The organism is Variovorax sp. ISS6, from assembly GCF_056523145.1.
This window is the reverse complement of the sequence record NZ_JAWRZC010000001.1, coordinates 3,336,336-3,354,914: the sequence shown is the minus strand read 5'-3', so window position 1 is coordinate 3,354,914 and position 18,579 is coordinate 3,336,336. Positions and strand designations below refer to the sequence as shown.

The window sequence follows — 18,579 nt, the reverse complement described above, 5'->3', positions numbered from 1 at the left end:
AGTTGAAAGGGTGGATGAGGTACGCACAGGGGCGCTCGGCCTGGTCTTCAGGCCAAACGCTCCGACGAGGGCATCAGAGGGTTTCGAGCAACGTGCGCAATTGCGCGTCGTTCAGGGTTTCGAACGGCACGTTTGCCAGCGTGTGCATGCGCTCGCCGATGACCTGGCGGGTCGATTCGAAAGCCGCGCGTTTGTCGTCGGGCGTTGTCCCGACGTTCGACGGGTCCGGATAGCCCCAGTGAACCTGCACCGGCGAGCCGGGCCAGTAGGGGCAGGTCTCCTGTGCCGCGCTGTCGCACACGGTGATCACCACGCGCATCGTCGGTGCATCGGGCTTGGAGAACTCATCCCAGCTCTTGCTGCGGTAGCTCGACGTGTCGATGCCCGCACGCTCGAGGACCTCGACGGCCATCGGATTGATACGGCCGCTGGGCGTACTGCCGGCGCTGTACGCGCGCGCGTCGATACCCAGCGTCTGGGCCCAGTGGTTGAACATGCCCTCGCCCAGGACGCTGCGCGCCGAGTTGTGGGTACAGAGGATCAGGACGTTCGTCGTCATGTCAGCGGGTTCCGATATCGCGCACTTCGCGCTGGATGGCGAGGGTTTCGAGCTTGGCAAGCGGCAGCGAGAGCAGGAATTCGATCCTGCGCTTGAGCGTGACGGCGGCATCCATGAAGGCGCGATGCCGGACATCGTCCGAGCCCTCGACGGCCGCCGGGTCGGGCAGGCCCCAGTGCGCGGTGATCGGTTGCCCCGGCCAGACGGGACAGACCTCGCCGGCGGCCTGGTCGCACACAGTGATCACGAAGTCCATGTGCACAGCACCGTCCTTGGCGTACTCTCCCCAGCTCTTGCTGCGGTAGCCGGTGTCCCGGTAGCGCAACTGACGCAGTGTGGAAAGCGCCAACGGATTGACGGCTCCCTTGGGATGGCTGCCGGCCGAATAGGCGACGAAGCGCTCTGAGCCCAGTTGATCGAGGATGCCCTCAGCCAGGATGGATCGGGCGGAGTTGCCCGTGCAGATGAACAGGACGTTGTGTTTTCGTTCGGTCATAAGAAGCTTTCAGCAGCAGGCTTTATTCGTGGCGACCACCACGGGGATGGACTTGAGGCCAGCAGGCCCAGCGCAACACGCACTTGCAGGCTCTGCGCCGCCAGGGGAGGCGCCTTCCCCGCGGCTCTGGCCGTACACCACGGCGGTTTCAAGGGTGCGGTAATGCTCCCAGGCAATACCTTGCGGATCGGTGACCCAGTGCTTGTCGCTCTTCGCATAGCAGCAGACGGTTTCCCCTTCATCGAAGATCGTCCGGTCGGCGAACTGGGCACGGACCTTGAGTTCAGCCAACTCGTCTTCGTCGTCGGCCTGGATCCCGAGGTGGTCGATGCCCGTGCCGTGACCGACGGTCGAGATGGCGAAGTTGACACGGGGGTCTTCCAGCATCCATTTCGCATAGTCTCGCTCGACGCGCGCGGGTTCCGCCGCAAAGAGGCGGGAGTAAAAGACGATGCTCTTGCTCAGGTCATCGACGTGCAGGTGAACATGGAAACGCTTCATGGTCGGTTCTCCTTGAGGGGGTAAGGGACAGGGCGGTGTGTGGTGGTGGCCCAAGGCTTAGGCCGAGATAGACGATCTCGTGGGAAGCGCGAGCTCGCGAAACATGCAGGTTGCTGAATCGGGGCAAACGCTGGCGAACTCCGCAGTCAAACGAATCGCCTCTGGGACGTCGGTTCTGGGACGCAGGCGATAGCCTCGCATGGCGAAGAAAGCAGCCGCAGTGGTCGTAAGCAGGAAGAGCTCCTGGATGCCTGCGGCTGCCGCGTGGGCCTGCAGGGCAAGCAGCAATGCATCCCCGTGTCCAGAGCCTCGGTGGGCCGGTGCGACCGCGAGGGATCGCAGCAGACCGGCGCTGCTCGCTCGCTCGACACCGACGCAGCCCACTAGGCCTTGCGCACCATCTGCGGGACGCAGTACAAGGAAGTCGCGAACGGCATCCGGCGTCAGATCGTCGTGGGGCAGGCCGCAAAGCTGCAGCAGCGCACGAATCTGCGCGAAGTCGCTGCTGGTGGCTGATTCGGGGTGCATGGCGACGTGACCTTCGTGACGGCGGCGGCGCTCAGCACGCGCAGGAGTTTTCGCCTTCTGCTTCCGTCAGGCAGGCCTGCCCCTGACAGCAGTTCTCCGTGAGGTAGGCCAGCAGCGCATTCATCTGGTCGAACGAAGCGCGGTAGATGAGATGCCGTCCCTGGCGCTCCTGGGAAATCAGGCCCGCGTTGGCCAATTCCTTGAGGTGGAACGAGAGACTTGTTGCGGGTACGCCGAGCGCCTCGGTCAGTGCTCCCGGCGTCATACCTTCCGGGCCTGCCACGACCAGCGTGCGGAACACACGCAGGCGGACTGCTTGCGCCAGAGCCATCAAGGAGCGGACAACAGTAGTTTCTTCCATAATTCGAGTATCGTTGAATAATTGAATCTGTGCAAGTCACCGACTCCAAGGCGAGCCGGCACCAGGAGATCCACACATGCGGCCCTTCCACATGCTTCTTGCCATCCTGGTCGCTGTGATCTGGGGGGTGGCGTTTGTCGTCAGCAAGATCGGCCTGGAGAGCTTCACGCCACCGCAATTGACCGCACTACGCTTCCTGGTGGCCGCCGTGGGCGTGTTCTGGTTGCCGCGGCCAGCGGTTTCATGGAAAGCGGTACTGTTCATCGGCCTCAGCGTCTTCACCGGCCAATTCCTGCTGCAGTTCTTCGGGATCGCGCTTGGAATGCCCGCCGGGCTCACCGCCTTCGTGGTGCAGAGCCAGGCGCTCTTCACGGTCGTGTTCGCGGCGATGATGTTTGGGGACCGCCCCACCAGCCAGCAAGCCATCGGCATGGGCGTGGCTCTCGTCGGGTTGTTTGTGATCAGCCTGACGCTCAACGGCAACGTGCCCATGCTCGCCTTCGCTCTGACGCTCGCATCCGCGCTGAGTTGGGCCAGCGGTAACTTGGTGATCAAGCGACTCCCTAAGGTCAATATGCTGCACCTCATGGGGTGGGCCAGCCTGGTTCCTCCTGTTCCCGCACTGCTACTGTCGTTCGCGCAGGACGGACCAGGAGCGCTCTTGCACGCGGTAGCGCATGCGTCGATGTGGGGTATGCGTCCGGCGAAGTCAGGGCATTTCCTGCGCACTAGCTGCGCATGGTCGCTATCCACGCGGTGCTTGAGCCGTTGCGCACGATGCAGTACCCGGCTCCGCCTGTCATGGGCTGCGGGAAGTATTCCCAGAACCAGAGTTCGTCTTCCGGCTGCAGGTTGAGCACAAAGTTCTCCCATCGCTCCTGCCAATGAGGACTGATCGGGATGCCGAGTTCATCGGACTCTTTGCGCAGCTCTGCTTCAGCTTCTGCGCGACTAAGACGGCGCTGCCAGCTTTCAACGGGTGGGTATGGCTTTTTGTTCACTGAGCGCTCCTCCGTCCTGCAGTATGCCAGCGCCTCCCAAGGCGCTGATGACCTTAGGTAGGCACGCTCGTTGGCTGCCACTGATGAGGTAGAAGCTCAGCGATGCGACGGGCCGGTTGCGTGGGCAGTCGCTCGAGGACGTCCTTCAGGTAGGCGTGCGGCTCGTGGCCATTCAGCTTCGCCGACTGGATCAGGCTCATGATGGCCGCAGCGCGCTGGCCTGCCCTTAACGAGCCTGCGAACAACCAGTTCGATCGTCCGATGGCGATCGGGCGGATCTGGTTCTCCACCCAGTTGTTGTCCGCCGGCAGATCACCGTCGTCCATGTAGCGCGTGAGCGCGTTCCAGCGCTTCAGGCTGTAGTCGATTGCCCTGGCCGTGGTCGAGCCATCCGGCACTCTTTGCCGTTGCCCCGCGAGCCATTGTTGCAGCGCAGTGGCCACGCTGCGCGATCTCTCCTGTCGTATTCGCCTTCGCTCCTCAGGCATCAACCCAGCGACTTCGCGTTCGACGGCATAGAGCTCGCCGAAGAACTTCAGTGCTTGCTCGCCAACTTGGCTGCCGTGATTGGCCCAGAGTTCGTGGAACTTGCGCCTCGCGTGCGCCAAGCAGCCCGCCTCGGTGACGCCGAGCTCGAAGCATGCCTTGTAGCCGCTGAAGTCGTCGCAAACCAGTGTGCCGCGCCAGCCATGCTCGTCCGGCAGCCCGAGGAAGGCGCGAGCATGCTGACCCCCACGGCTGTCGGCGAAGTCGAACACCACCGCGCGAAGCGCGCTGTAGCTCGTCGTGCAGTAGCTCCAGAGGTACGCACGGTGTGTCTTGCCGTTGCCCGGCTTGAGCATCGCCACCGGGGTCTCGTCGGCATGCAGAACCGAGCTTCGGAGCATCTCACGCTTGAGCGCATCGACCAGCGGTTGCAACTGCACGCCGCACTGTCCGACCCAACTGGCCAGTGTCGAGCGCGGGATGGCCAGGCCAGCGCGACCGAAGATGGCTTCCTGCCTGTACAGCGGCAGGTGATCCAGGTACTTGCCTACCAGCACCTGTGAGAGCAGCCCAGCCGTCGGGATGCCCTTGTCGATGATGTGCGGGGCGACGGGCGCCTGCACCAGCGTCTCGCACTTCGTGCAGACCCATTTGCCCCGAACGTGGCGCTCCACCGTGAACACGCCAGGCTGGTAGTCGAGTTTCTCGGCCACATCCTCACCGATGCGCTGGAGGTTGCAGCCGCAGGCGCAGGTGGCGCTCTCAGGCTCGTGGCGGATCTCCCTGCGCGGCAAGTACGCGGGCAGTGTCTTGCGCTTGGGCTGCTGCTTCTCACGCTGCGCAGACGGCGCGGTCGCGAGTTCCTCCAGCTCACGCTCCATCGCCGCCAAGTCGGCATCGATGGTCTCCTCCAGCAGGCTCTTCTGCTCGGCGTTGAAGGCTTCAGACTTGGCGGCGAACTTCAGCCGCTTGAGCACGGCCATCTCGTGCGTGAGTTTATCGATGGCGGCCTGCTTGAACGCGATCTCGTGGTCTCGGCGCTCGATCTCAAGCTTGTCGGCTACCGCCCCTCTCCTCAGGGAGAGGACCATCTCGCGCAGTTGCTGCGCGTCCAGTTGGTCAAGGTCGGCCGTGTCAGTCACGGAAGGTGATGGTGCCCCGGTGTACTCGCGAGCGCATCAGCACATTCGGCAATTGCACTACAGCACGCAGATCACCCCAGCTTCGCCGATACGCTGCCACGGCAGTCCGAGCACCAGTGCATCGAACTGGGGAGGGGTCAAGCTGAGCGTGGTGTCGCTGTCCTTGGGCCAGACGAACTTGCCCTGGTGCAGGCGTCGTGCCGACAGCCAGATACCGATGCCGTCGTGCACCAGGACCTTCATGCGATTGGCACGTCTGTTGGCGAACAGGTACGCGTGGTGCGGGCGCGCGGCGCCAAAGACACGAACCACGCGTGCCAGCGCTGCTTCGGTGCCCGCACGCATGTCCAACGGCTCAATGGCAAGCCACAGCGCGTCGACGCGAATCACCTGAGGATCTCGCGCAGCCAGGCGGCGCATTGGTTTGACGCGCTCAGCGGCCATGTCACGCTCACCGCGATCGCGCCTCGGCGAATCTCAAGGTGAATGTCGCTCGCGACGGCGAGGTCAGGAGCCAGTGTGAGCGAGACGAACTCGGCCTGCTGATTGCCGCTCTTCGGATCGACGCCTCTCGCGTCGACCGTACGCCGCCACTTGTGAACGAGATTGGCGTTCAGGCCATGGGCCAGCGCCACTTGAGCCACAGACGCTCCAGGTTCCGCGCACGCCGTCAGCACCTGCCGCTTCAGTTCGGCCGCGTGGCGGCGCCGGCTCACGCGCTTGGAGTGTTCCATAGGTGTCCACCTAAATCCTTGGTGGACACCATCGTCGTAGACACCGGGGTCAAGCTCAAGACGGGATCACCGCGCGCTTACGATGTGGGGTCTTCTGGCGCCGGTCTACCTCGGACTGCTGGCGACTGTGCTGGCGTACGCTATTTGGGGCAATCTATTGCAGCGCTACTCAACTGGCACGGTCGCTCCCTATGCCTTGCTGGCACCCGCCGTAGGCTTGAGCATGTCCTCGCTGGTCTACGGCGAGCGCTTCAATGCGATTCGACTGGCGGGAATGATTCTTCTGCTCACGGGCGTAGCGATCACTGCAGGCCTGCTCAATCGTTGGCGCCGTACCAGCATTGGGTAGCAATAAGAGCGAACCAGTCGAGCTGCTCGAGGTCCCCCCGCGACTGCGGTCGCGGCAGCCAGCACTTTCTGGATCGTGCGGGTAGATGATTGGATGTCACTCATAGCTCGACCACGAGTTCGGGGTTGAACTGCGTGTTCTCCAGGCCGCGGTCATGCCGCAAGTACCCACGGGGATTGCACACCACCCGGCAGTTACCGGCTTGATAATCGAAGCTCTCGTGGATGTGGCCGTGAATCCAGAGTGAGGGCACCTCGAAGAAATAGCCCGGAAGCTCGCTCACGAAGGCGCCGGACAGCCAGTTGGCCTGGTAGTGCGATGCGAGCGATCCGCGGTGCGGTGCATGGTGGGTCACGACTACCGTCGGCCCGTCGAAGGGATCTGCCAACTTCGCCGCCAGCCAAGCACGGGCACGCTGGTGCAGCGCTCCCGTGTCCTCGGGCGTCAGTCGGCGCTTCCTCGGCTTGACGTGCGCCACGGCCTGATCGACAGACTCTGTTGTCTCCGCCCATCGGATCGATGAGTAGTCGTTGAGTTGCAGCTTGGCGACTTTCGTCGCACGCTCCATCGCCGTCTTCTGTGTAGAGGAACGAGAGCGTCGCATGCCTCGCGTGCGTCTAAGGTGCTCCAGAAGTTCCTTCTTCAGGGCGCCACGAGCTTGAATGAAAAGACTGCGGTAAACGGTCTCGTGTGACACATGAAGGCTCGGGTCGTTCGGATAAGTATGCTTGAGCCAGCCGGCAATCTGCTCTGGCGACCACAGCATTCGAAGATCCTTTCTGCGCCGCAGTCGTTGCCTCTTCGCTCCAACAGGACTCGAATGACAAGACCGCTGAACTGAAACAAAAAAAGAAGGCAAGCCGGGTTTGGCTTGCCTTCGGATAAATGAAAGTCTCTGATCTAAGGGAGAATAAAAGCGACCCTAGTTGGCGGCTGCCTGCCCCTTGTACTTGAAGCCGCTCAATCCGTCCCTCTCGATCGGAAAACGACTGTCGAACAACTCATTCACGCCTCTCAAGAAGCCCTTGTTCGCAAAATAGGTCAGGTACTCCCGCATCCGCTTCGGATCCCAAAGATAGACGGCCATTCCTTCCCGCCCTTCCTGGTCGTCGATGAAAAGCGCGGATCTCACGAGCTCCGCACCGGCACCCTCGCGATAGCGAAAGGAGGTCCTGACCTCCGTGGAATGGTCCTTGGCATAGTAGGCCTCCACCTCCTTCGCCACTTCCGAGCGGGTCTGCTCCACGGCTTCCTTGTACTTGTCCTGCCAACCGAGCGCTAGGCCAACCGCCTTGAACGCCTCATCGACATCGAGCTGGAGCTTCCGCTTTTCTGCATCGACTTCTGCGAGTACCTTCTCTCGTGCCGCGTTGGCCTGGGCGAGATTCTCCGCTTGCTTGACCTCCCATGCTGCAGGGTCCGGGGGAGCCTCACCACCTCGCAAGGCGGTGCCGCTCAGCGAGATGAAGCGGGAGTACTTGGAGTTTGCGACGGCGCTGACCTGCCGGTCCGCATCCGCCACTCTCATTGCAAGCTGGGCTAACTGCAGCTCTTGAGTACGCAGCGCACCCACATGCACGGTCTGCATCCCGCGCACATAGATCCCTGCTGACCCTTCTTCCAGGCGTGCATGGACCTTCAAAGCCTCGAGCTCCGCTTTTTTTGCCGACTCGACCAACGCCTCATCCACCTTCACCTTGCAGGTGTGCGTGACGATGGTGACGTTGTTTACGAGCTCGCTGGACCAGTCGGTGCTCTTGCACTCCTTGATCTTGTCGAGGTTTTCGCCAAACGTGAACTCGGCCCCCTGAAGACGGGAGTCCTTGACGGCGGAGATTTTGCTGTCGCCGCAAGCCGCGAGCATGGTGATGCCCAGGACGATGCTGAGCAACTTGAGTGTTCTAGTGGAAATCATGGGTCGAGCCCGTCGAATGAAGTTGTTGGTGAAAGGCCACGCATGTCAGCACCGCGGCTTGCCGCGGCTGCGGCGACGCGGGTCTGTGCCGAGCACGGCGCCTTCTGCCGTGATGCACACGCCATCGGCGCAGCTGTAGCCAGGCAGTCGAAGAACCGCAGGATCGGCATCGCCGATCTCGCAGCGAAGCTCGTCGAAGTCGAACTCCTTGTAGCTACGCACGTTCTCGTTGGTCGTGTAGTACACGCCGCTCGCGCCGGCTTGCACCCGGATCGGGTAGACCGGAAAGCGCATGTCTCTGCTCCAGCCCTGGATCTGGATGTCCATGGCCGAACGATCGATGTGGTGCGGCACCGCATCGGGGTTGGTGAGAGGATCGCTCGCCTGTGCCAAGGCGGCGAAGGTGATGGCGTAGGCGACGAGCGCCGTGCAGACCGCGACATGGTTGGGTGTCATACGGGGCCTTGGTAGGTTGGATTGATAAAAGCACCGTCCCCGCGCGGGTTGCGTAGCGCAGGGGATCGAAGACCTCGAGGGATGACCCCGTCGGCCGTGCTTCCTCGCAACCAGCTTCTAGAGCGTGGTGTGCTGCACCGCTGCAGAGGCGGAGTCGCGTCCAACTGCCGCTCGCGCGGGCAGCCTGATGAAGGCCAGAACGCCCAACACCAGGATGCCGGCCCAGGGAATGCACAGGGTCCAGGCCAGAAGGCCCCAGGCGCCGTGGTAGCCGAGCTTCTTGGCGACGCGCCAGCCGAGGACTGGCGGGACGGCGAGACCGATCAAGATGAGGAGGTGATAGATGTTCAACGAGCCCATGAGCTTTGAAGGTTTGGTTGATAAATAGAGTCAGTGCCGCCCAGCGACCATCAGCCCATGAAGGTGGGCGGGGAGAAACGGCTCGAAAAATGTTTTGATACGTAGCCGAACTATAAACAACCTTTTAGGTTGATAGTCAACTTTTTAAGACCTTCCTCTCGTTGAGTTGGTACCCAACCATTCCAGTTGGAAATGGAGGGCCTATGCCGGAAGAGGAAAAGCAACTCGCAGCTGTAGTCGGTCGGGCCATCGCTAAGCGCCGGATCGCTAGCCACCTCACGCAAGAGCGGGTGGCCGAGCGTTTGGGGATCGGTGTAGAGGCAATGTCCCGCATCGAGCGCGGACTGGCGCTGCCCACTGTCGTGCGGCTCGGGGAGCTGGCCGACATTTTTGACTGTGATATCGCCGATTTACTGACGGAAACCAGTTCGCGCGCCACCGACCAGGCGAGCCAGCTTGCGCGGCTGTTGTCCAAGCTCAGCGGGCCTGATCGAACGATGGTGCTGGGCATCGTCGAAACTTTGACTGAGCGCCTAGAGCAGGGACGACCATGAGGAAATGCCCGGCCACTCGAACAACGCCGTAAGCAGCGGTTTCATAAGGCGCCGTAGCTGCCTCCAAAGATCTCTCTCGGCGAAAACTGCGCGCTGATTAGCGAAAAGTGCTTCACCGTTTAGCAACCAAGAAGGCCCCGCCGGCCTAGCAGAAAACCCACCGCCATCCCAAAGAGAACGACGAGCGCATAGGCAAAGAGGTATTCGAGGGGACTAGCGCTCACAAACATGGTTTCTCCCACTGCGCCCTCGTTGAGGCAGGCCATCCCAAAAGCAAAACCCCGGCTCCTTTCGGTCGCCGGGGCTTTGTGCCGTAAGGTCGAACGGGCTCATGACGCAAGCTCCAGCGCAGCCTTCAACGCACGCTCCTTCAATGCCGCCCCTTGGCCGAACCAGGCGCTATCCAGCCGGTAGTCAGCGTCCCGGGCCCTGCGCTCGTGGTCCACGAACTCGGTCACCGCGTTGAGCAACCCCCAGGCGGTGTTCTTCGCCGAGGACAGCTCCGCTCCCCTGCCCTGCCCATCGAACAAGGCCTGCACTTTCTTCAGCGCCCGCTCGTTCTGCAGCTTCTGGTCAGCAGGCGAATCCCAGGCAGCATTGCACAGGACCTTCAGGAAGAAGTTCGAGGCCTCACTCGCCTTCACCTTACGATCGGCAAGGATGCGCATGCGGAACATGAACTCGTCCCAGCCGGCGACCGCGACGCCGAGTTCACGCTTGACCGCGTCAGCGTCGAAGGCCGTGCTGTGGGACACCTTGACGGCCCCTTGAGCGGCTCCCAGGGCTGCGGTGAGTGAGTTCTCGCAGGCCACACGGATGGTTGTCGGCGTCGCGATGGTGGCGATTGACCCATCGCACGACGTCGCCAGCAGCAGGTAACCACGAACGAGATCGCTGCCCTTCAGGACCGCCTCTCGTCCTGTGCGCGCCAGCGCCCAGAACTTGCGCCCGCCCTTCAGGACACCCGCCGTCTCGAGCTCATAGCCGGAGATCTCGGTCAGATCCCGGTAGAACTCCAGCACTTCCAGCGGCTGAACGACCTGGTAGCGGCTGCTCACGACCGACAGCGGCAGTTTGGAATCGCTGCGGTAGAGCACCTTCTGCGATTCATAGGCCTGCAGGGACTGTGTCGCTTCGCCCTGCCCGGTCATGAACTGCACGGGCGCTTCCTTGATGGTCCAGTCCATCCCGGCCTTCTGAACCCAGGCGTCAACGGATTGGTGGGGTTCGAGCACATGGCCGGGACGCTGCCGCCCGGCCTGCTCGTTGAGCACGATGGATTTCAGAGTAGTCGACATGATTGATAGATTTCCTTGATGTGAAGTTGGTGGTTGAACAAACCGTCTGCTTAAAACGTAGGCACAGAAAAGCTGTGCCCACAGTTCTTGCAGCGGCGGTTGTGGAGGACGGAGGCGTCGATGGCTGCTCCGAGCGATGAGCCGACTCGGCAGCCAGCAACCCCGCCGCTGATGCCGCCAAGAACGGCTGACGAGACAGGCCCGAGCCAGGACGCACCGGGGATGGCGACAGCAGCCCCCAGCCGGTCGTCGTCCAAGGCGCTGCTGAGCACAGCGCCGCAGACGCCACTGACGATGCCGGCCAGAGTGCCGATCAAGGCACCGACGCGTTTGCCGAGCTCTCGCTCGCAGACTTGCGGCGACTTGCAGCTCGGACAGCACTCGCCAGCGAACGCGCCCGCGCGATAGTCGTCCTCGGTCGAGTCGAAGTTGGGGTCAAAAGAATGTTCACTTTCCATGGATGAAGGCCGAGTCGTTCACCGCACCGCGGTGCGCGACTCGGTGAGGGAGGGGTCGAAGTGGGAAGCCGAGGCAAGCGACGGGCGTTCTTCGAAGAGCGCCGTACCGGCCATGTGCTGGATGGCATTTCCAGCCGGCGCATGACATCGCCATGCGGTCAACGTGGACCCGGGCGCTTCGCTTGCATGCCCTGGACGGCGCCGCACGCCCCACGCTAGCGCCAGGCCTGGGGGCGGTCTTGATGGATGAGAGCCGATCGGTCGTAACGAATGTCTTCCTCGATCGCGTAAGGCGCTTGGCGCAGCCGAAAGGGGTCCTCTTGCTTGAGCGCGAGCACTCCTCTGTCCACTGACGCCAGAAAAGCATCATCGAGCAGGTCGTTGACGCCGAGGCCTCCGGCACAAGATCCGCGGGCCCCCTCTTTCGCTTCGGCGCAAACCTTGCCACCCGCCACAACAGGGTGCTGCTTGGCATTGCTCACGCCGCGCCCTCCTCGAGGAAGATCTGCTCGACGCGACGCGCCCCACCACCATGCGCGGGAAGCCCCACGATGACGCTGCGGTCGCCACGCTGGCACAGTCCACAGTTGAGGCAATCCGTGTCGCCGAGAACCGCTGGGCACACCACCACGAGGCGACCTTTGGGCGTGCGCAAGGACTGGCGCGCGTTCGAAGGCAACGCGACGACCACCGGCGCGCACCCGGTCGACACGTAGCTGTCAGCCTGACGGAGGGTCTCGGCGCTCAGGTTCACCGTGAACCCATCGTTGTTCGCACGACGCAGCGCCTCGCGATTCGCACCGCGTGGCTCATAGTGCGTGTAGGTGAAGCCCCGACGACCTTTGTTCGCCTGCACCAGCATGTCCAGGAGCGGGACGTCCAGCTCGCCCGTCGAGGTTGGCGTCAAATCGCCGGCCTGGTTGTGTCGCCACAAGGCGCCGCGCCGGACGGTTGCGACATCCTCGAGCAGTTCTTCGAAGGAGCCGCCTCGGTGCCCTTCGCTGACGGCATGCCAGTGGAGGGCGAGCGGCCCGCCGTTGGCGTAGCAGCCGCCTGTGCGGTAGCTGCAGCTCGACGGACAGGAATTCTTGCTGGTCGTCGTGACAGGCATGGGGCCCGTCTTGGCGTTCCTGCTGATGCGGGTGAAGTGGTATGTGAGAGGGGTTGGGATTGCTTGGGATGGCGTGAAGATGCCCGGACGATCCGGGTCACCGCGCACGGCGATGCCACTGCGCATGAGCAGTACTCCTGGGTTGGGATGTTGGTGCCGCTGGAAGAGATATGCCGCGGCGAGATCACGGCGAGAGGCCCAGCGGGATTGCCACAAGGGCAAGCGCGCGGATAGCGACCCGAGGAAGGTGTACGGAACGCCCGGGGGCGCTCGTCAGCAGTCGCTCGGCAGAGCACGTCTGCGGCGTACATAGACCACCACACGGTGTGCGATACCGAGCCGGTCGTGGATGACGATGTGGCGAGAGAACTTCATTCCTCAGTTCTCCTCGCCCAGCTTGTGCAGGCGGTTGCTGATGCGATGCAGGACGACTTGATGGTCCGTATGGCTCAAGTCGGCCTCGAACTCGTCCCAGCTCCAGTCGCGCGCGAAGAACATGCGCTCATCGCCGAACAGGATCATGGCGACGTCGAAGTGCTCGATCCAGTCGTTGTGACCCGAAAGCTGCGGGTAGCCCAGAACCGAATTCGCCGTCACGCCGAGGCTCTGGAAGTACGGATCCGTGGGGAGCCAGCCGCCGAAGCAGGCGGAGGGATCGCCGGGGCGCCTCCAGTGGTCCAGCTGCACCGCTTCGGGGGCGAGCGCATCTAGCATCTTCCTGGCTGCCCGCAAATTTGCGACCCAGAACGCGTCGCGCTCCTGGCCAGTCATGCTCTCGATGTTGAAATTCATGTTTGTTGATAGAGGGTTGCGGCATAGGCCCGACGACAAGCAGACCCCGCGCGCGGAGCCTGCTGTCATCGGGGAATGCGCGTTGGGGAAAGGGGGCTGGGCGCGTTCAACGCCCGAGATAGCCGTTCAACTTGCTGCACAGCTCCATCGCGCAGCCGTGCCAGGCGGCGCCGGCAACCAGTGGGGTGTCCAGCTCCGCGGGGGATTTCTTGGCGACCGAGCTTGCGTAGACCTGTATCGCCTGCAAAACGAACGCCTGAATCAGCGCGCCGTGTTGCGAGTGCTCCATCAGATCCACGACGAACTCGACATTGGTCATCTGTTCACGGTTCACGCTGCCGGTCCCCCATCCGCAGCGCCAGCACCATGCGCCAGCACTTCGCATCGAGACTGGACAATCTCGAAGCCGGCGCCAGTGATGCTCCCGGGGTCCAGGAGCATGACGACGTCGTCGCCGCAGCCCGAGCGCATGGCCGTCCAGGCGTGCGCGCTCAAGCCATCCAGACCTGCACGCTCGGCTGCGGCTGCCTGAAGGGCCTTCGCGTCGTGGATTCGTACCTGGGCGATGAACACGACGGTCTGGAGCTCCATGCTCATAGAACGCGCTCGCCTTCGGCACGCTGCGCTTGATGCCGCACCTGCTCCTTCGGTGGCGCATGTGGCCCTTCTGCAGGAAGAAGCTCTGCCTTGGCAAGCTGTCGGCTCGACATGCGAAAGCTCACGCCATCGCTCTCGCGGCGCACCCTCCAGCCGCTACGCCGCAAACTGCGCACCAGCACAAACACCTGCGTGCCGTACTGAACACGCGCTCCCGCGCGAACCGCCGCACGGCGAGCAAGTCGAGCCGCATGGAAGGCTCTAACTTGCTCGCGCCAGGCGGCCGCGTACGGCCCAATGGGTGCGTCTGCCTGAGACAGGAACGCCAGCGGACAGTCGTAGTAGAACGGTCCGCTGCTCTCGTCCATGCTCTTGACGAAGACCTCGCCACGGCGACTCTCGATGAGCGACAGGCCAATCCAGGTGGTTGTCGAGCCGTCTGCGCCTTCCATGCGCGCCAGGTACCACAGTCGGTTGCCGATCACCCTGGAAGCGAGGACCGACGCACAGGCTTGCAGATCCTGCAGCGTGTCGCGAACCACTTGCTGCTTTGTGCCGCGAATGACTAGCGTCCCCACATCACCCTCCGAAAGCCCGGAGCGCACCGAGGAAATGGCCGACGGCAGCCAACCAACACTTGAGAGAAAACGATAGATCCACTTGAAAACTCCTTTCGATAGAAACGATGCAAACAAAAAGGCCCGCAAAAGCGGGCCGGGAAGGATTTGGATGGGAAGTCGACGGAAGCGAGAACTGAATTCAGTGAGTGGGGTCTAGCGCGGCATACGCGCGATCCAGTCGCTCGATCGGCAAGGTAAGCAGTAGTCTCGGGTCAATCGCAAGATCGACAGGCGGGGGTCGCTGCGATTGGACGCACTGCCAGAACGCATGCTCCTGAGCCAACAGTTCTTCCGCTGCTTCGGCGGTGCTATGGACGCGGTGGACTTGCAGATCACGTCCGCCGACGAGAACCATGACGTCGAGCGTTCGAGCGGAGGCGACGACCAGTTCGTGAAGCGCGCGGGCCCTGACGTACAGAGGCATCTCACCGCTCCAGTGAGCCGCCTCCGGGAGACCCGCGGCGATGCACAAAAGCAACTGAAGGTCCGTCGAACCACATACCGATTGAGCACCGCCGCCAAGCATCCAGGAATGCTTTGGGTGTGTCGTTTGTCGCGCGGGGCGAAGCTTGCATCCGGCTCTCAGTCGATAGTGCGCGCTGAGGACGGTCTCGAGGACGTGCGCCCAATAGTCTCCCGACGCTTGATGCGAGCTTGGAACGCCGCCTGCAGGAAGCATTTCGCGACGGCCGGTCATTTCCATCCACAACCGAACGGGCGACTTGAAGGGACTCAAGCCGAGTGCGACGGCAGCATCTGTTCCAGAGAGTCCTGGGGGTTGAGAAGCTTTGCTTTTTTCAGGGCGTCGACCGCTCATCGCGATTTCCCGGCTTCAGATGTGAGAAGCCCCGCGATCCTTTCGAATCGCGGGGCTCAACGTAAATAATATTCACGCGTCTGTCCGGCGGCTTGAACCGAGTGCAGGCAAATTGCTGCGTGGAATCGACTTCAGTCTGATTTAGATTCATGTCATATTTGTTGAACTGCGGAGACGAGTTGTGTGGCTTGCCTCCGTTAGGTTGTAAGAGCTGAACTGGGCGACGGCAACTCCGTACTAGAAAGTCGAGTGGCGCTACGCGCTTACTCTCAATCTCCCATACGTTATATAGGGCTGAGAAAATCTGGGTTTGAGTTTTCGAGATGTCATGGCTTGCATCCCTAATGCATTTCCTAAATCTCGACGAACGCCTAAGCCAAGATTGAAAAACACCAGCGCATGGACCGCATCTCTGCCAAAAGAATTGCACGTCCTCGGCCCGGCCCGTTCGCTAGTCAACTCTTCCAAAACTTCCACAGTTACTCAAGGTGCGACCAGAGACACTCCTCGAGACGGCAGGCGCCGGATAAGCAAGGAATCGGCGAAGACCATGGCGCCGTACGGCGTCTGTATCGCTTTTCGAAAAATCGATGCAATGCACGGGCAGGACGACTCCATTCCTGAGCCTCCCTCCGAGTTGTCGACGTTGCTTTTATGCAACAAAATCAGTCGTGACTCGACGATCTTCTCGCCGTCTGTCCTTGTTAAACCGAAGCACGGAATCGCAGTACACAACCGTTTCGCCGGGCGTTCTGCTGTAAAGGGGCCGGGCTGCTCCCCGAGGATCTAAGTCGTGCTCGGGAGAACTAACTTTTTGAACATAGTTCGACAACCCTGGACAGAAGGCCGCAACAGGCGATCTTCTTGCAAGCGCAATTATTTTCAACCACAACGGCGAATACATGTCAAGAGAGCGAGGCAATCTTTTTTCACGCGTCTACCGTGTCGCTTCAAACTGATCTGCCTACGAGACTTCAAGAGAACCCTGCGCATAGGGCGCGGGCAAACCAAGGAATCTCACGACCATGTCTACCCCCCCACTGCAGCACGCCAAGGTGCTGCGCATGAAAGAGGTCTGGAAGCGCCTCGGCATCTCGCGTAGCAAAGGTTACGAACTCATGCGCAAAGACCCCCTGTTTCCGAAACGGGTGACCCTCGGCGCACGCGCCATGGGGGTCTTGGAACACCACCTCGACGCCTACATCGAAAGCAAACTCGCCGCCGCCTGAACGGAGGAGTGGCGAATTCTGAGCACTAACTTTTTTTGTACTGACCTCTACAAAAGCGGGAATTTGCCTGGTCCGTGACCTCCTAAATAGAGGACTTCCTGGCTATCCGGCAATGTTCCGGTGTGGAGTATTTAATATACCAACCATCTCATTACACGTCACCTCAAACAAACCCAGAATAAGGAAGTCAAGCGATGCCGATGTTCAAGCATCGGCACACCACCTTGCCTTGCAGAGAGAGTCACCTCGCTAACTGATCACATCAACACCATCAACTAAATTCAAGAGTGAGCAAGGAGGGCGCAAGCCCTCTTTTTATGAACATTTTGAATTCAACATTACCCAAGCAGCGACCCAAATCCTGGGTCGAGCTGAGACAGCTTCAACGACGTCGCAACGAGGTTTTTTCTTTTTTGGCAGCGAAAGCACGCAGCGATTTTTTGGAGCGCAAAGACGAAGATTATCCAAGCAATCTTGACGTGATCGAAGGGGAATCGAAGGGAAAAGCCGTATTAGTCAAGCCCACCCCGCAGATCGATTGCGACGGCGGGGACGAGGACAAGGACAACGAGAGCCTTGGGGCCGGACACTATAAGAGCTTTGAAGATTTCGCAGAGAAAGAAAGCCTCCGGCTTCTCTATCATCTAATTGCCCACGTCAAGCTTATTACGAAAACCAAAAATCCACTTTTTCACACCCGAAAAATCTCATCTCATGAATTTCGATTGAAAACCAACCCGACAGGCCGATTCTTTCTCTCAAGCTTGTCGACCGCTCATATTGTTCAAAAGCATTTTCTAGCCCAGCGACTGAATCCCTATTTCAAGCTTTTCTGGAAGCATGCCGCCGAACCGATGCAGGCTATCATCGAAGCGAACCCCGGACTGATTTTTGATTCCGAAGAGCAAGCTGGCAAATTTTCCGATAGCCTCAACAATTGCATCAATGAACTCCGGGAACTCGCAAGTTCTAAAAAATTCATTAAGGAATGCAACGACTTTTTCCGAAGCTCAAGAAAAAACAACCAACAACTCCTTAAGTATGTCCGCCGACACAGCGAAACGAATGGCCGACTGCTGATCTGCAGGTGTGACCTAGGAGCAAAGAGAGACGCCTCACTTTTTTATCAGGCAAGCAATCTTCGCCAAGCTCAAATCCTCAAAGAGAGTTACAAACTTCTTTTCGAATTCATCAAGAAGCGTTTTGGAGAAAAACTCCTCGGATTCGCTTGGAAGCTTGAATTTGGGGTGCGGCGCGGATTCCACTACCATCTAATGCTAATCTTCAACGGTCGAGAATTGAAGTCCGACATTTCGATTGTACGAATCATTGGCGAATATTGGAAAAATGAAATTACCAAGGGCAGCGGCACCTATTTCAACTGCAACGCTTACAAGGAACACTACAAGTCTTGTGGAATTGGAATGTTTAGCAAAGAGAAAACGCCTGAGAAGTGGGAGGGCATAAAACTGATGTGCGCTTACTTGACGAAAGGCGATGACCTTGTTCGGCTCCACCTCCAAGGCATGCGATGCTTCGGCAAAGGGAACATGCCCAAAACCGAAGCTCTTGTTAGCTAGCGAAAACGCTTAACGTCGGCCCTCCGGCTCGCTATCATAGCGGCAGTATGACCATCAAATGCTGCGGAAAAAACTCCATCTTTTTTCCATCTTTTAAAATGCCCGATCAAGTTGAGATCGGGCATTTCTTTTTTTGTGATTTCTTCATAAAAATCAACTAAGACAGGGTGAATTTCTTCACACGCCCGGCTATAGCTTTGCCAGCCGTCCGAAGGAGCCAGCGATGCGAAGAGTTGGACAGCTTTGACTTTAAGGCGAGAATCCAATTCATCGGCTTCCGCCGGAATCACTTCATAGTCTTCAATTGGCTCCAAACGGCCAAACAATCTAGAAGCCTGCATCAGCGCAGACCAAGCAGACAATTCTTCACCCGCCTGCTTTTTCGATTTTGCAAAATCGATATTTCTAACAACAGAGGCCCAGACCTCTTCGACTTCTCCTTTTGGAAGATTTTCGAGCAAAGGAATCTGATCTCCTTTCTCAAACCCTAGCGTTCGCTGCGCATAGCCAGCTTGCATTCGTAAATCAATAGAGATCAATTTCGGGTGAAGTTCTGCAAAATTCTCGACCCAACTTTTCACATGTCCGGCGCAGATTTCAAAATAGTTTTCGAAATTCATGGGCGGCGCTTTCTA

General features: G+C 60.1%; 25 protein-coding genes and 3 pseudogenes. 5 read left to right on the top strand and 23 right to left on the bottom strand.

Annotated features, from left to right (window positions below; genetic code table 11):
• Positions 1-73: 73 nt before the first annotated feature.
• From AC1HIL_RS15370 to AC1HIL_RS15350, 5 genes are read right to left on the bottom strand one after another with little or no spacing between them, the layout of a single operon-like run.
• Positions 74-559, bottom strand: coding sequence for an arsenate reductase ArsC (locus tag AC1HIL_RS15370; protein ID WP_296731896.1), 486 nt, complete (start codon positions 557-559; stop codon positions 74-76).
• A gap of 1 nt (position 560) precedes the next feature.
• Positions 561-1,055 (bottom strand): arsenate reductase ArsC, encoded by a 495-nt coding sequence (locus AC1HIL_RS15365; RefSeq protein WP_296731898.1) that lies wholly within the window; start codon positions 1,053-1,055, stop codon positions 561-563.
• 9 nt (positions 1,056-1,064) lie between these two features.
• The gene (locus AC1HIL_RS15360; protein WP_398500481.1) at positions 1,065-1,556 is read right to left on the bottom strand and encodes an ArsI/CadI family heavy metal resistance metalloenzyme; all 492 of its coding nucleotides are present in this window, start codon (positions 1,554-1,556) and stop codon (positions 1,065-1,067) included.
• Positions 1,557-1,613: 57 nt separating this feature from the next.
• Positions 1,614-2,084, bottom strand: coding sequence for an arsenic resistance N-acetyltransferase ArsN2 (arsN2, locus tag AC1HIL_RS15355; protein WP_296731905.1), 471 nt, complete (start codon positions 2,082-2,084; stop codon positions 1,614-1,616).
• 31 nt (positions 2,085-2,115) lie between these two features.
• A complete protein-coding gene (locus AC1HIL_RS15350; RefSeq protein ID WP_296731908.1) occupies positions 2,116-2,445 on the bottom strand; it encodes an ArsR/SmtB family transcription factor in 330 nt (109 codons plus the stop codon).
• A gap of 76 nt (positions 2,446-2,521) precedes the next feature.
• Here AC1HIL_RS15350 and AC1HIL_RS15345 point away from each other — a divergent pair, with 76 nt between their 5' ends.
• The gene (locus AC1HIL_RS15345) at positions 2,522-3,301 is read left to right on the top strand and encodes an EamA family transporter (protein ID WP_479672122.1); all 780 of its coding nucleotides are present in this window, start codon (positions 2,522-2,524) and stop codon (positions 3,299-3,301) included.
• Positions 3,302-3,499: 198 nt separating this feature from the next.
• On the opposite strand, the gene tnpC is transcribed toward AC1HIL_RS15345, so the two are convergent.
• The 3 genes from tnpC to tnpA are packed head-to-tail and all read right to left on the bottom strand — an operon-like array spanning position 3,500 to position 5,808.
• Entirely contained in the window at positions 3,500-5,074 is a 1,575-nt protein-coding gene (gene tnpC, locus AC1HIL_RS15340; protein ID WP_479668794.1) for an IS66 family transposase, read from the bottom strand.
• A gap of 57 nt (positions 5,075-5,131) precedes the next feature.
• Entirely contained in the window at positions 5,132-5,464 is a 333-nt protein-coding gene (gene tnpB, locus AC1HIL_RS15335) for an IS66 family insertion sequence element accessory protein TnpB (protein WP_479668793.1), read from the bottom strand.
• Complete coding sequence (tnpA, locus tag AC1HIL_RS15330) at positions 5,461-5,808, bottom strand: IS66-like element accessory protein TnpA (RefSeq protein WP_479668792.1); 348 nt, start codon at positions 5,806-5,808, stop codon at positions 5,461-5,463. The genes tnpB and tnpA overlap by 4 nt, the downstream gene beginning before the upstream one ends.
• Before the next feature lie 79 nt (positions 5,809-5,887).
• Between tnpA and AC1HIL_RS15325 the strand changes: the two are divergent.
• A pseudogene (locus AC1HIL_RS15325) lies at positions 5,888-6,157 on the top strand (EamA family transporter); the annotation flags it as partial.
• Between the two features lie 571 nt (positions 6,158-6,728).
• Here the strand turns inward: AC1HIL_RS15325 and AC1HIL_RS15320 are convergent.
• The 4 genes and pseudogenes from AC1HIL_RS15320 to AC1HIL_RS15305 all read right to left on the bottom strand — a co-directional run.
• Positions 6,729-6,929 (bottom strand): annotated as a pseudogene (locus AC1HIL_RS15320) (IS30 family transposase); the annotation flags it as partial.
• Between the two features lie 150 nt (positions 6,930-7,079).
• Positions 7,080-8,048, bottom strand: coding sequence for a hypothetical protein (locus tag AC1HIL_RS15315; RefSeq protein ID WP_296731914.1), 969 nt, complete (start codon positions 8,046-8,048; stop codon positions 7,080-7,082).
• Between the two features lie 69 nt (positions 8,049-8,117).
• Positions 8,118-8,528, bottom strand: a complete 411-nt coding sequence (locus AC1HIL_RS15310) for a hypothetical protein (RefSeq protein ID WP_296731918.1) — start codon at positions 8,526-8,528, stop codon at positions 8,118-8,120.
• A gap of 117 nt (positions 8,529-8,645) precedes the next feature.
• Entirely contained in the window at positions 8,646-8,888 is a 243-nt protein-coding gene (locus AC1HIL_RS15305; protein WP_296731921.1) for a hypothetical protein, read from the bottom strand.
• A 203-nt stretch (positions 8,889-9,091) separates the two neighbouring features.
• Between AC1HIL_RS15305 and AC1HIL_RS15300 the strand changes: the two genes are divergently transcribed.
• Positions 9,092-9,442 (top strand): helix-turn-helix domain-containing protein, encoded by a 351-nt coding sequence (locus AC1HIL_RS15300; RefSeq protein ID WP_296731923.1) that lies wholly within the window; start codon positions 9,092-9,094, stop codon positions 9,440-9,442.
• 329 nt (positions 9,443-9,771) lie between these two features.
• Here AC1HIL_RS15300 and AC1HIL_RS15295 read toward each other — a convergent pair whose 3' ends face one another.
• The 10 genes and pseudogenes from AC1HIL_RS15295 to AC1HIL_RS15250 all read right to left on the bottom strand — a co-directional run.
• On the bottom strand, positions 9,772-10,740 hold the full coding sequence (locus AC1HIL_RS15295; RefSeq protein WP_296731926.1) for a DUF932 domain-containing protein: 969 nt from the start codon (positions 10,738-10,740) through the stop codon (positions 9,772-9,774).
• Positions 10,741-10,790: 50 nt separating this feature from the next.
• Entirely contained in the window at positions 10,791-11,198 is a 408-nt protein-coding gene (locus AC1HIL_RS15290; RefSeq protein ID WP_296731929.1) for a hypothetical protein, read from the bottom strand.
• Between the two features lie 215 nt (positions 11,199-11,413).
• Positions 11,414-11,680 carry a hypothetical protein gene (locus tag AC1HIL_RS15285; RefSeq protein WP_296731932.1) on the bottom strand — a complete coding sequence of 89 codons (267 nt, stop codon included), beginning with the start codon at positions 11,678-11,680 and terminating at the stop codon, positions 11,414-11,416.
• The gene (locus tag AC1HIL_RS15280; protein WP_296731934.1) at positions 11,677-12,435 is read right to left on the bottom strand and encodes a DUF7227 family protein; all 759 of its coding nucleotides are present in this window, start codon (positions 12,433-12,435) and stop codon (positions 11,677-11,679) included. The genes AC1HIL_RS15285 and AC1HIL_RS15280 overlap by 4 nt, the downstream gene beginning before the upstream one ends.
• A gap of 252 nt (positions 12,436-12,687) precedes the next feature.
• Positions 12,688-13,101, bottom strand: a complete 414-nt coding sequence (locus AC1HIL_RS15275) for a hypothetical protein (RefSeq protein WP_296731937.1) — start codon at positions 13,099-13,101, stop codon at positions 12,688-12,690.
• A gap of 106 nt (positions 13,102-13,207) precedes the next feature.
• Complete coding sequence (locus AC1HIL_RS15270) at positions 13,208-13,435, bottom strand: hypothetical protein (RefSeq protein ID WP_398501857.1); 228 nt, start codon at positions 13,433-13,435, stop codon at positions 13,208-13,210.
• Positions 13,432-13,698: a hypothetical protein gene (locus tag AC1HIL_RS15265; protein WP_296726115.1), complete on the bottom strand. Its 267-nt coding sequence runs from the start codon at positions 13,696-13,698 to the stop codon at positions 13,432-13,434. Before AC1HIL_RS15265 ends, AC1HIL_RS15270 begins: the two co-directional genes overlap by 4 nt.
• Positions 13,695-14,393, bottom strand: coding sequence for a hypothetical protein (locus AC1HIL_RS15260; protein WP_479672761.1), 699 nt, complete (start codon positions 14,391-14,393; stop codon positions 13,695-13,697). Before AC1HIL_RS15260 ends, AC1HIL_RS15265 begins: the two co-directional genes overlap by 4 nt.
• Before the next feature lie 64 nt (positions 14,394-14,457).
• Positions 14,458-14,742 (bottom strand): hypothetical protein, encoded by a 285-nt coding sequence (locus tag AC1HIL_RS15255; protein WP_296726123.1) that lies wholly within the window; start codon positions 14,740-14,742, stop codon positions 14,458-14,460.
• Between the two features lie 105 nt (positions 14,743-14,847).
• Positions 14,848-15,135 (bottom strand): annotated as a pseudogene (locus AC1HIL_RS15250) (YqaJ viral recombinase family protein); the annotation flags it as partial.
• A gap of 1,025 nt (positions 15,136-16,160) precedes the next feature.
• Here AC1HIL_RS15250 and AC1HIL_RS15245 point away from each other — a divergent pair.
• Both AC1HIL_RS15245 and AC1HIL_RS15240 read left to right on the top strand, forming a co-directional pair.
• Positions 16,161-16,364: a helix-turn-helix transcriptional regulator gene (locus tag AC1HIL_RS15245; protein WP_296726130.1), complete on the top strand. Its 204-nt coding sequence runs from the start codon at positions 16,161-16,163 to the stop codon at positions 16,362-16,364.
• Between the two features lie 287 nt (positions 16,365-16,651).
• Positions 16,652-17,944, top strand: a complete 1,293-nt coding sequence (locus AC1HIL_RS15240; RefSeq protein WP_296726132.1) for a YagK/YfjJ domain-containing protein — start codon at positions 16,652-16,654, stop codon at positions 17,942-17,944.
• Here AC1HIL_RS15240 and AC1HIL_RS15235 read toward each other — a convergent pair.
• Positions 17,941-18,564, bottom strand: coding sequence for a hypothetical protein (locus AC1HIL_RS15235; RefSeq protein WP_296726135.1), 624 nt, complete (start codon positions 18,562-18,564; stop codon positions 17,941-17,943). The genes AC1HIL_RS15240 and AC1HIL_RS15235 overlap by 4 nt on opposite strands.
• Positions 18,565-18,579 lie beyond the last annotated feature (15 nt).

Bases quoted from the DNA above. Each gene is read 5' to 3' on its own strand.
- AC1HIL_RS15370 (WP_296731896.1), bottom strand. From the start codon at position 559: ATGACGACGAACGTCCTGATCCTCTGTACCCACAACTCGGCGCGCAGC.
- AC1HIL_RS15365 (WP_296731898.1), bottom strand. From the start codon at position 1,055: ATGACCGAACGAAAACACAACGTCCTGTTCATCTGCACGGGCAACTCC.
- AC1HIL_RS15360 (WP_398500481.1), bottom strand. From the start codon at position 1,556: ATGAAGCGTTTCCATGTTCACCTGCACGTCGATGACCTGAGCAAGAGC.
- arsN2 (WP_296731905.1), bottom strand. From the start codon at position 2,084: ATGCACCCCGAATCAGCCACCAGCAGCGACTTCGCGCAGATTCGTGCG.
- AC1HIL_RS15350 (WP_296731908.1), bottom strand. From the start codon at position 2,445: ATGGAAGAAACTACTGTTGTCCGCTCCTTGATGGCTCTGGCGCAAGCA.
- AC1HIL_RS15345 (WP_479672122.1), top strand. From the start codon at position 2,522: ATGCGGCCCTTCCACATGCTTCTTGCCATCCTGGTCGCTGTGATCTGG.
- tnpA (WP_479668792.1), bottom strand. From the start codon at position 5,808: ATGGAACACTCCAAGCGCGTGAGCCGGCGCCGCCACGCGGCCGAACTG.
- AC1HIL_RS15310 (WP_296731918.1), bottom strand. From the start codon at position 8,528: ATGACACCCAACCATGTCGCGGTCTGCACGGCGCTCGTCGCCTACGCC.
- AC1HIL_RS15305 (WP_296731921.1), bottom strand. From the start codon at position 8,888: ATGGGCTCGTTGAACATCTATCACCTCCTCATCTTGATCGGTCTCGCC.
- AC1HIL_RS15300 (WP_296731923.1), top strand. From the start codon at position 9,092: ATGCCGGAAGAGGAAAAGCAACTCGCAGCTGTAGTCGGTCGGGCCATC.
- AC1HIL_RS15295 (WP_296731926.1), bottom strand. From the start codon at position 10,740: ATGTCGACTACTCTGAAATCCATCGTGCTCAACGAGCAGGCCGGGCGG.
- AC1HIL_RS15290 (WP_296731929.1), bottom strand. From the start codon at position 11,198: ATGGAAAGTGAACATTCTTTTGACCCCAACTTCGACTCGACCGAGGAC.
- AC1HIL_RS15280 (WP_296731934.1), bottom strand. From the start codon at position 12,435: ATGCGCAGTGGCATCGCCGTGCGCGGTGACCCGGATCGTCCGGGCATC.
- AC1HIL_RS15275 (WP_296731937.1), bottom strand. From the start codon at position 13,101: ATGAATTTCAACATCGAGAGCATGACTGGCCAGGAGCGCGACGCGTTC.
- AC1HIL_RS15265 (WP_296726115.1), bottom strand. From the start codon at position 13,698: ATGAGCATGGAGCTCCAGACCGTCGTGTTCATCGCCCAGGTACGAATC.
- AC1HIL_RS15255 (WP_296726123.1), bottom strand. From the start codon at position 14,742: ATGCCTCTGTACGTCAGGGCCCGCGCGCTTCACGAACTGGTCGTCGCC.
- AC1HIL_RS15245 (WP_296726130.1), top strand. From the start codon at position 16,161: ATGTCTACCCCCCCACTGCAGCACGCCAAGGTGCTGCGCATGAAAGAG.
- AC1HIL_RS15235 (WP_296726135.1), bottom strand. From the start codon at position 18,564: ATGAATTTCGAAAACTATTTTGAAATCTGCGCCGGACATGTGAAAAGT.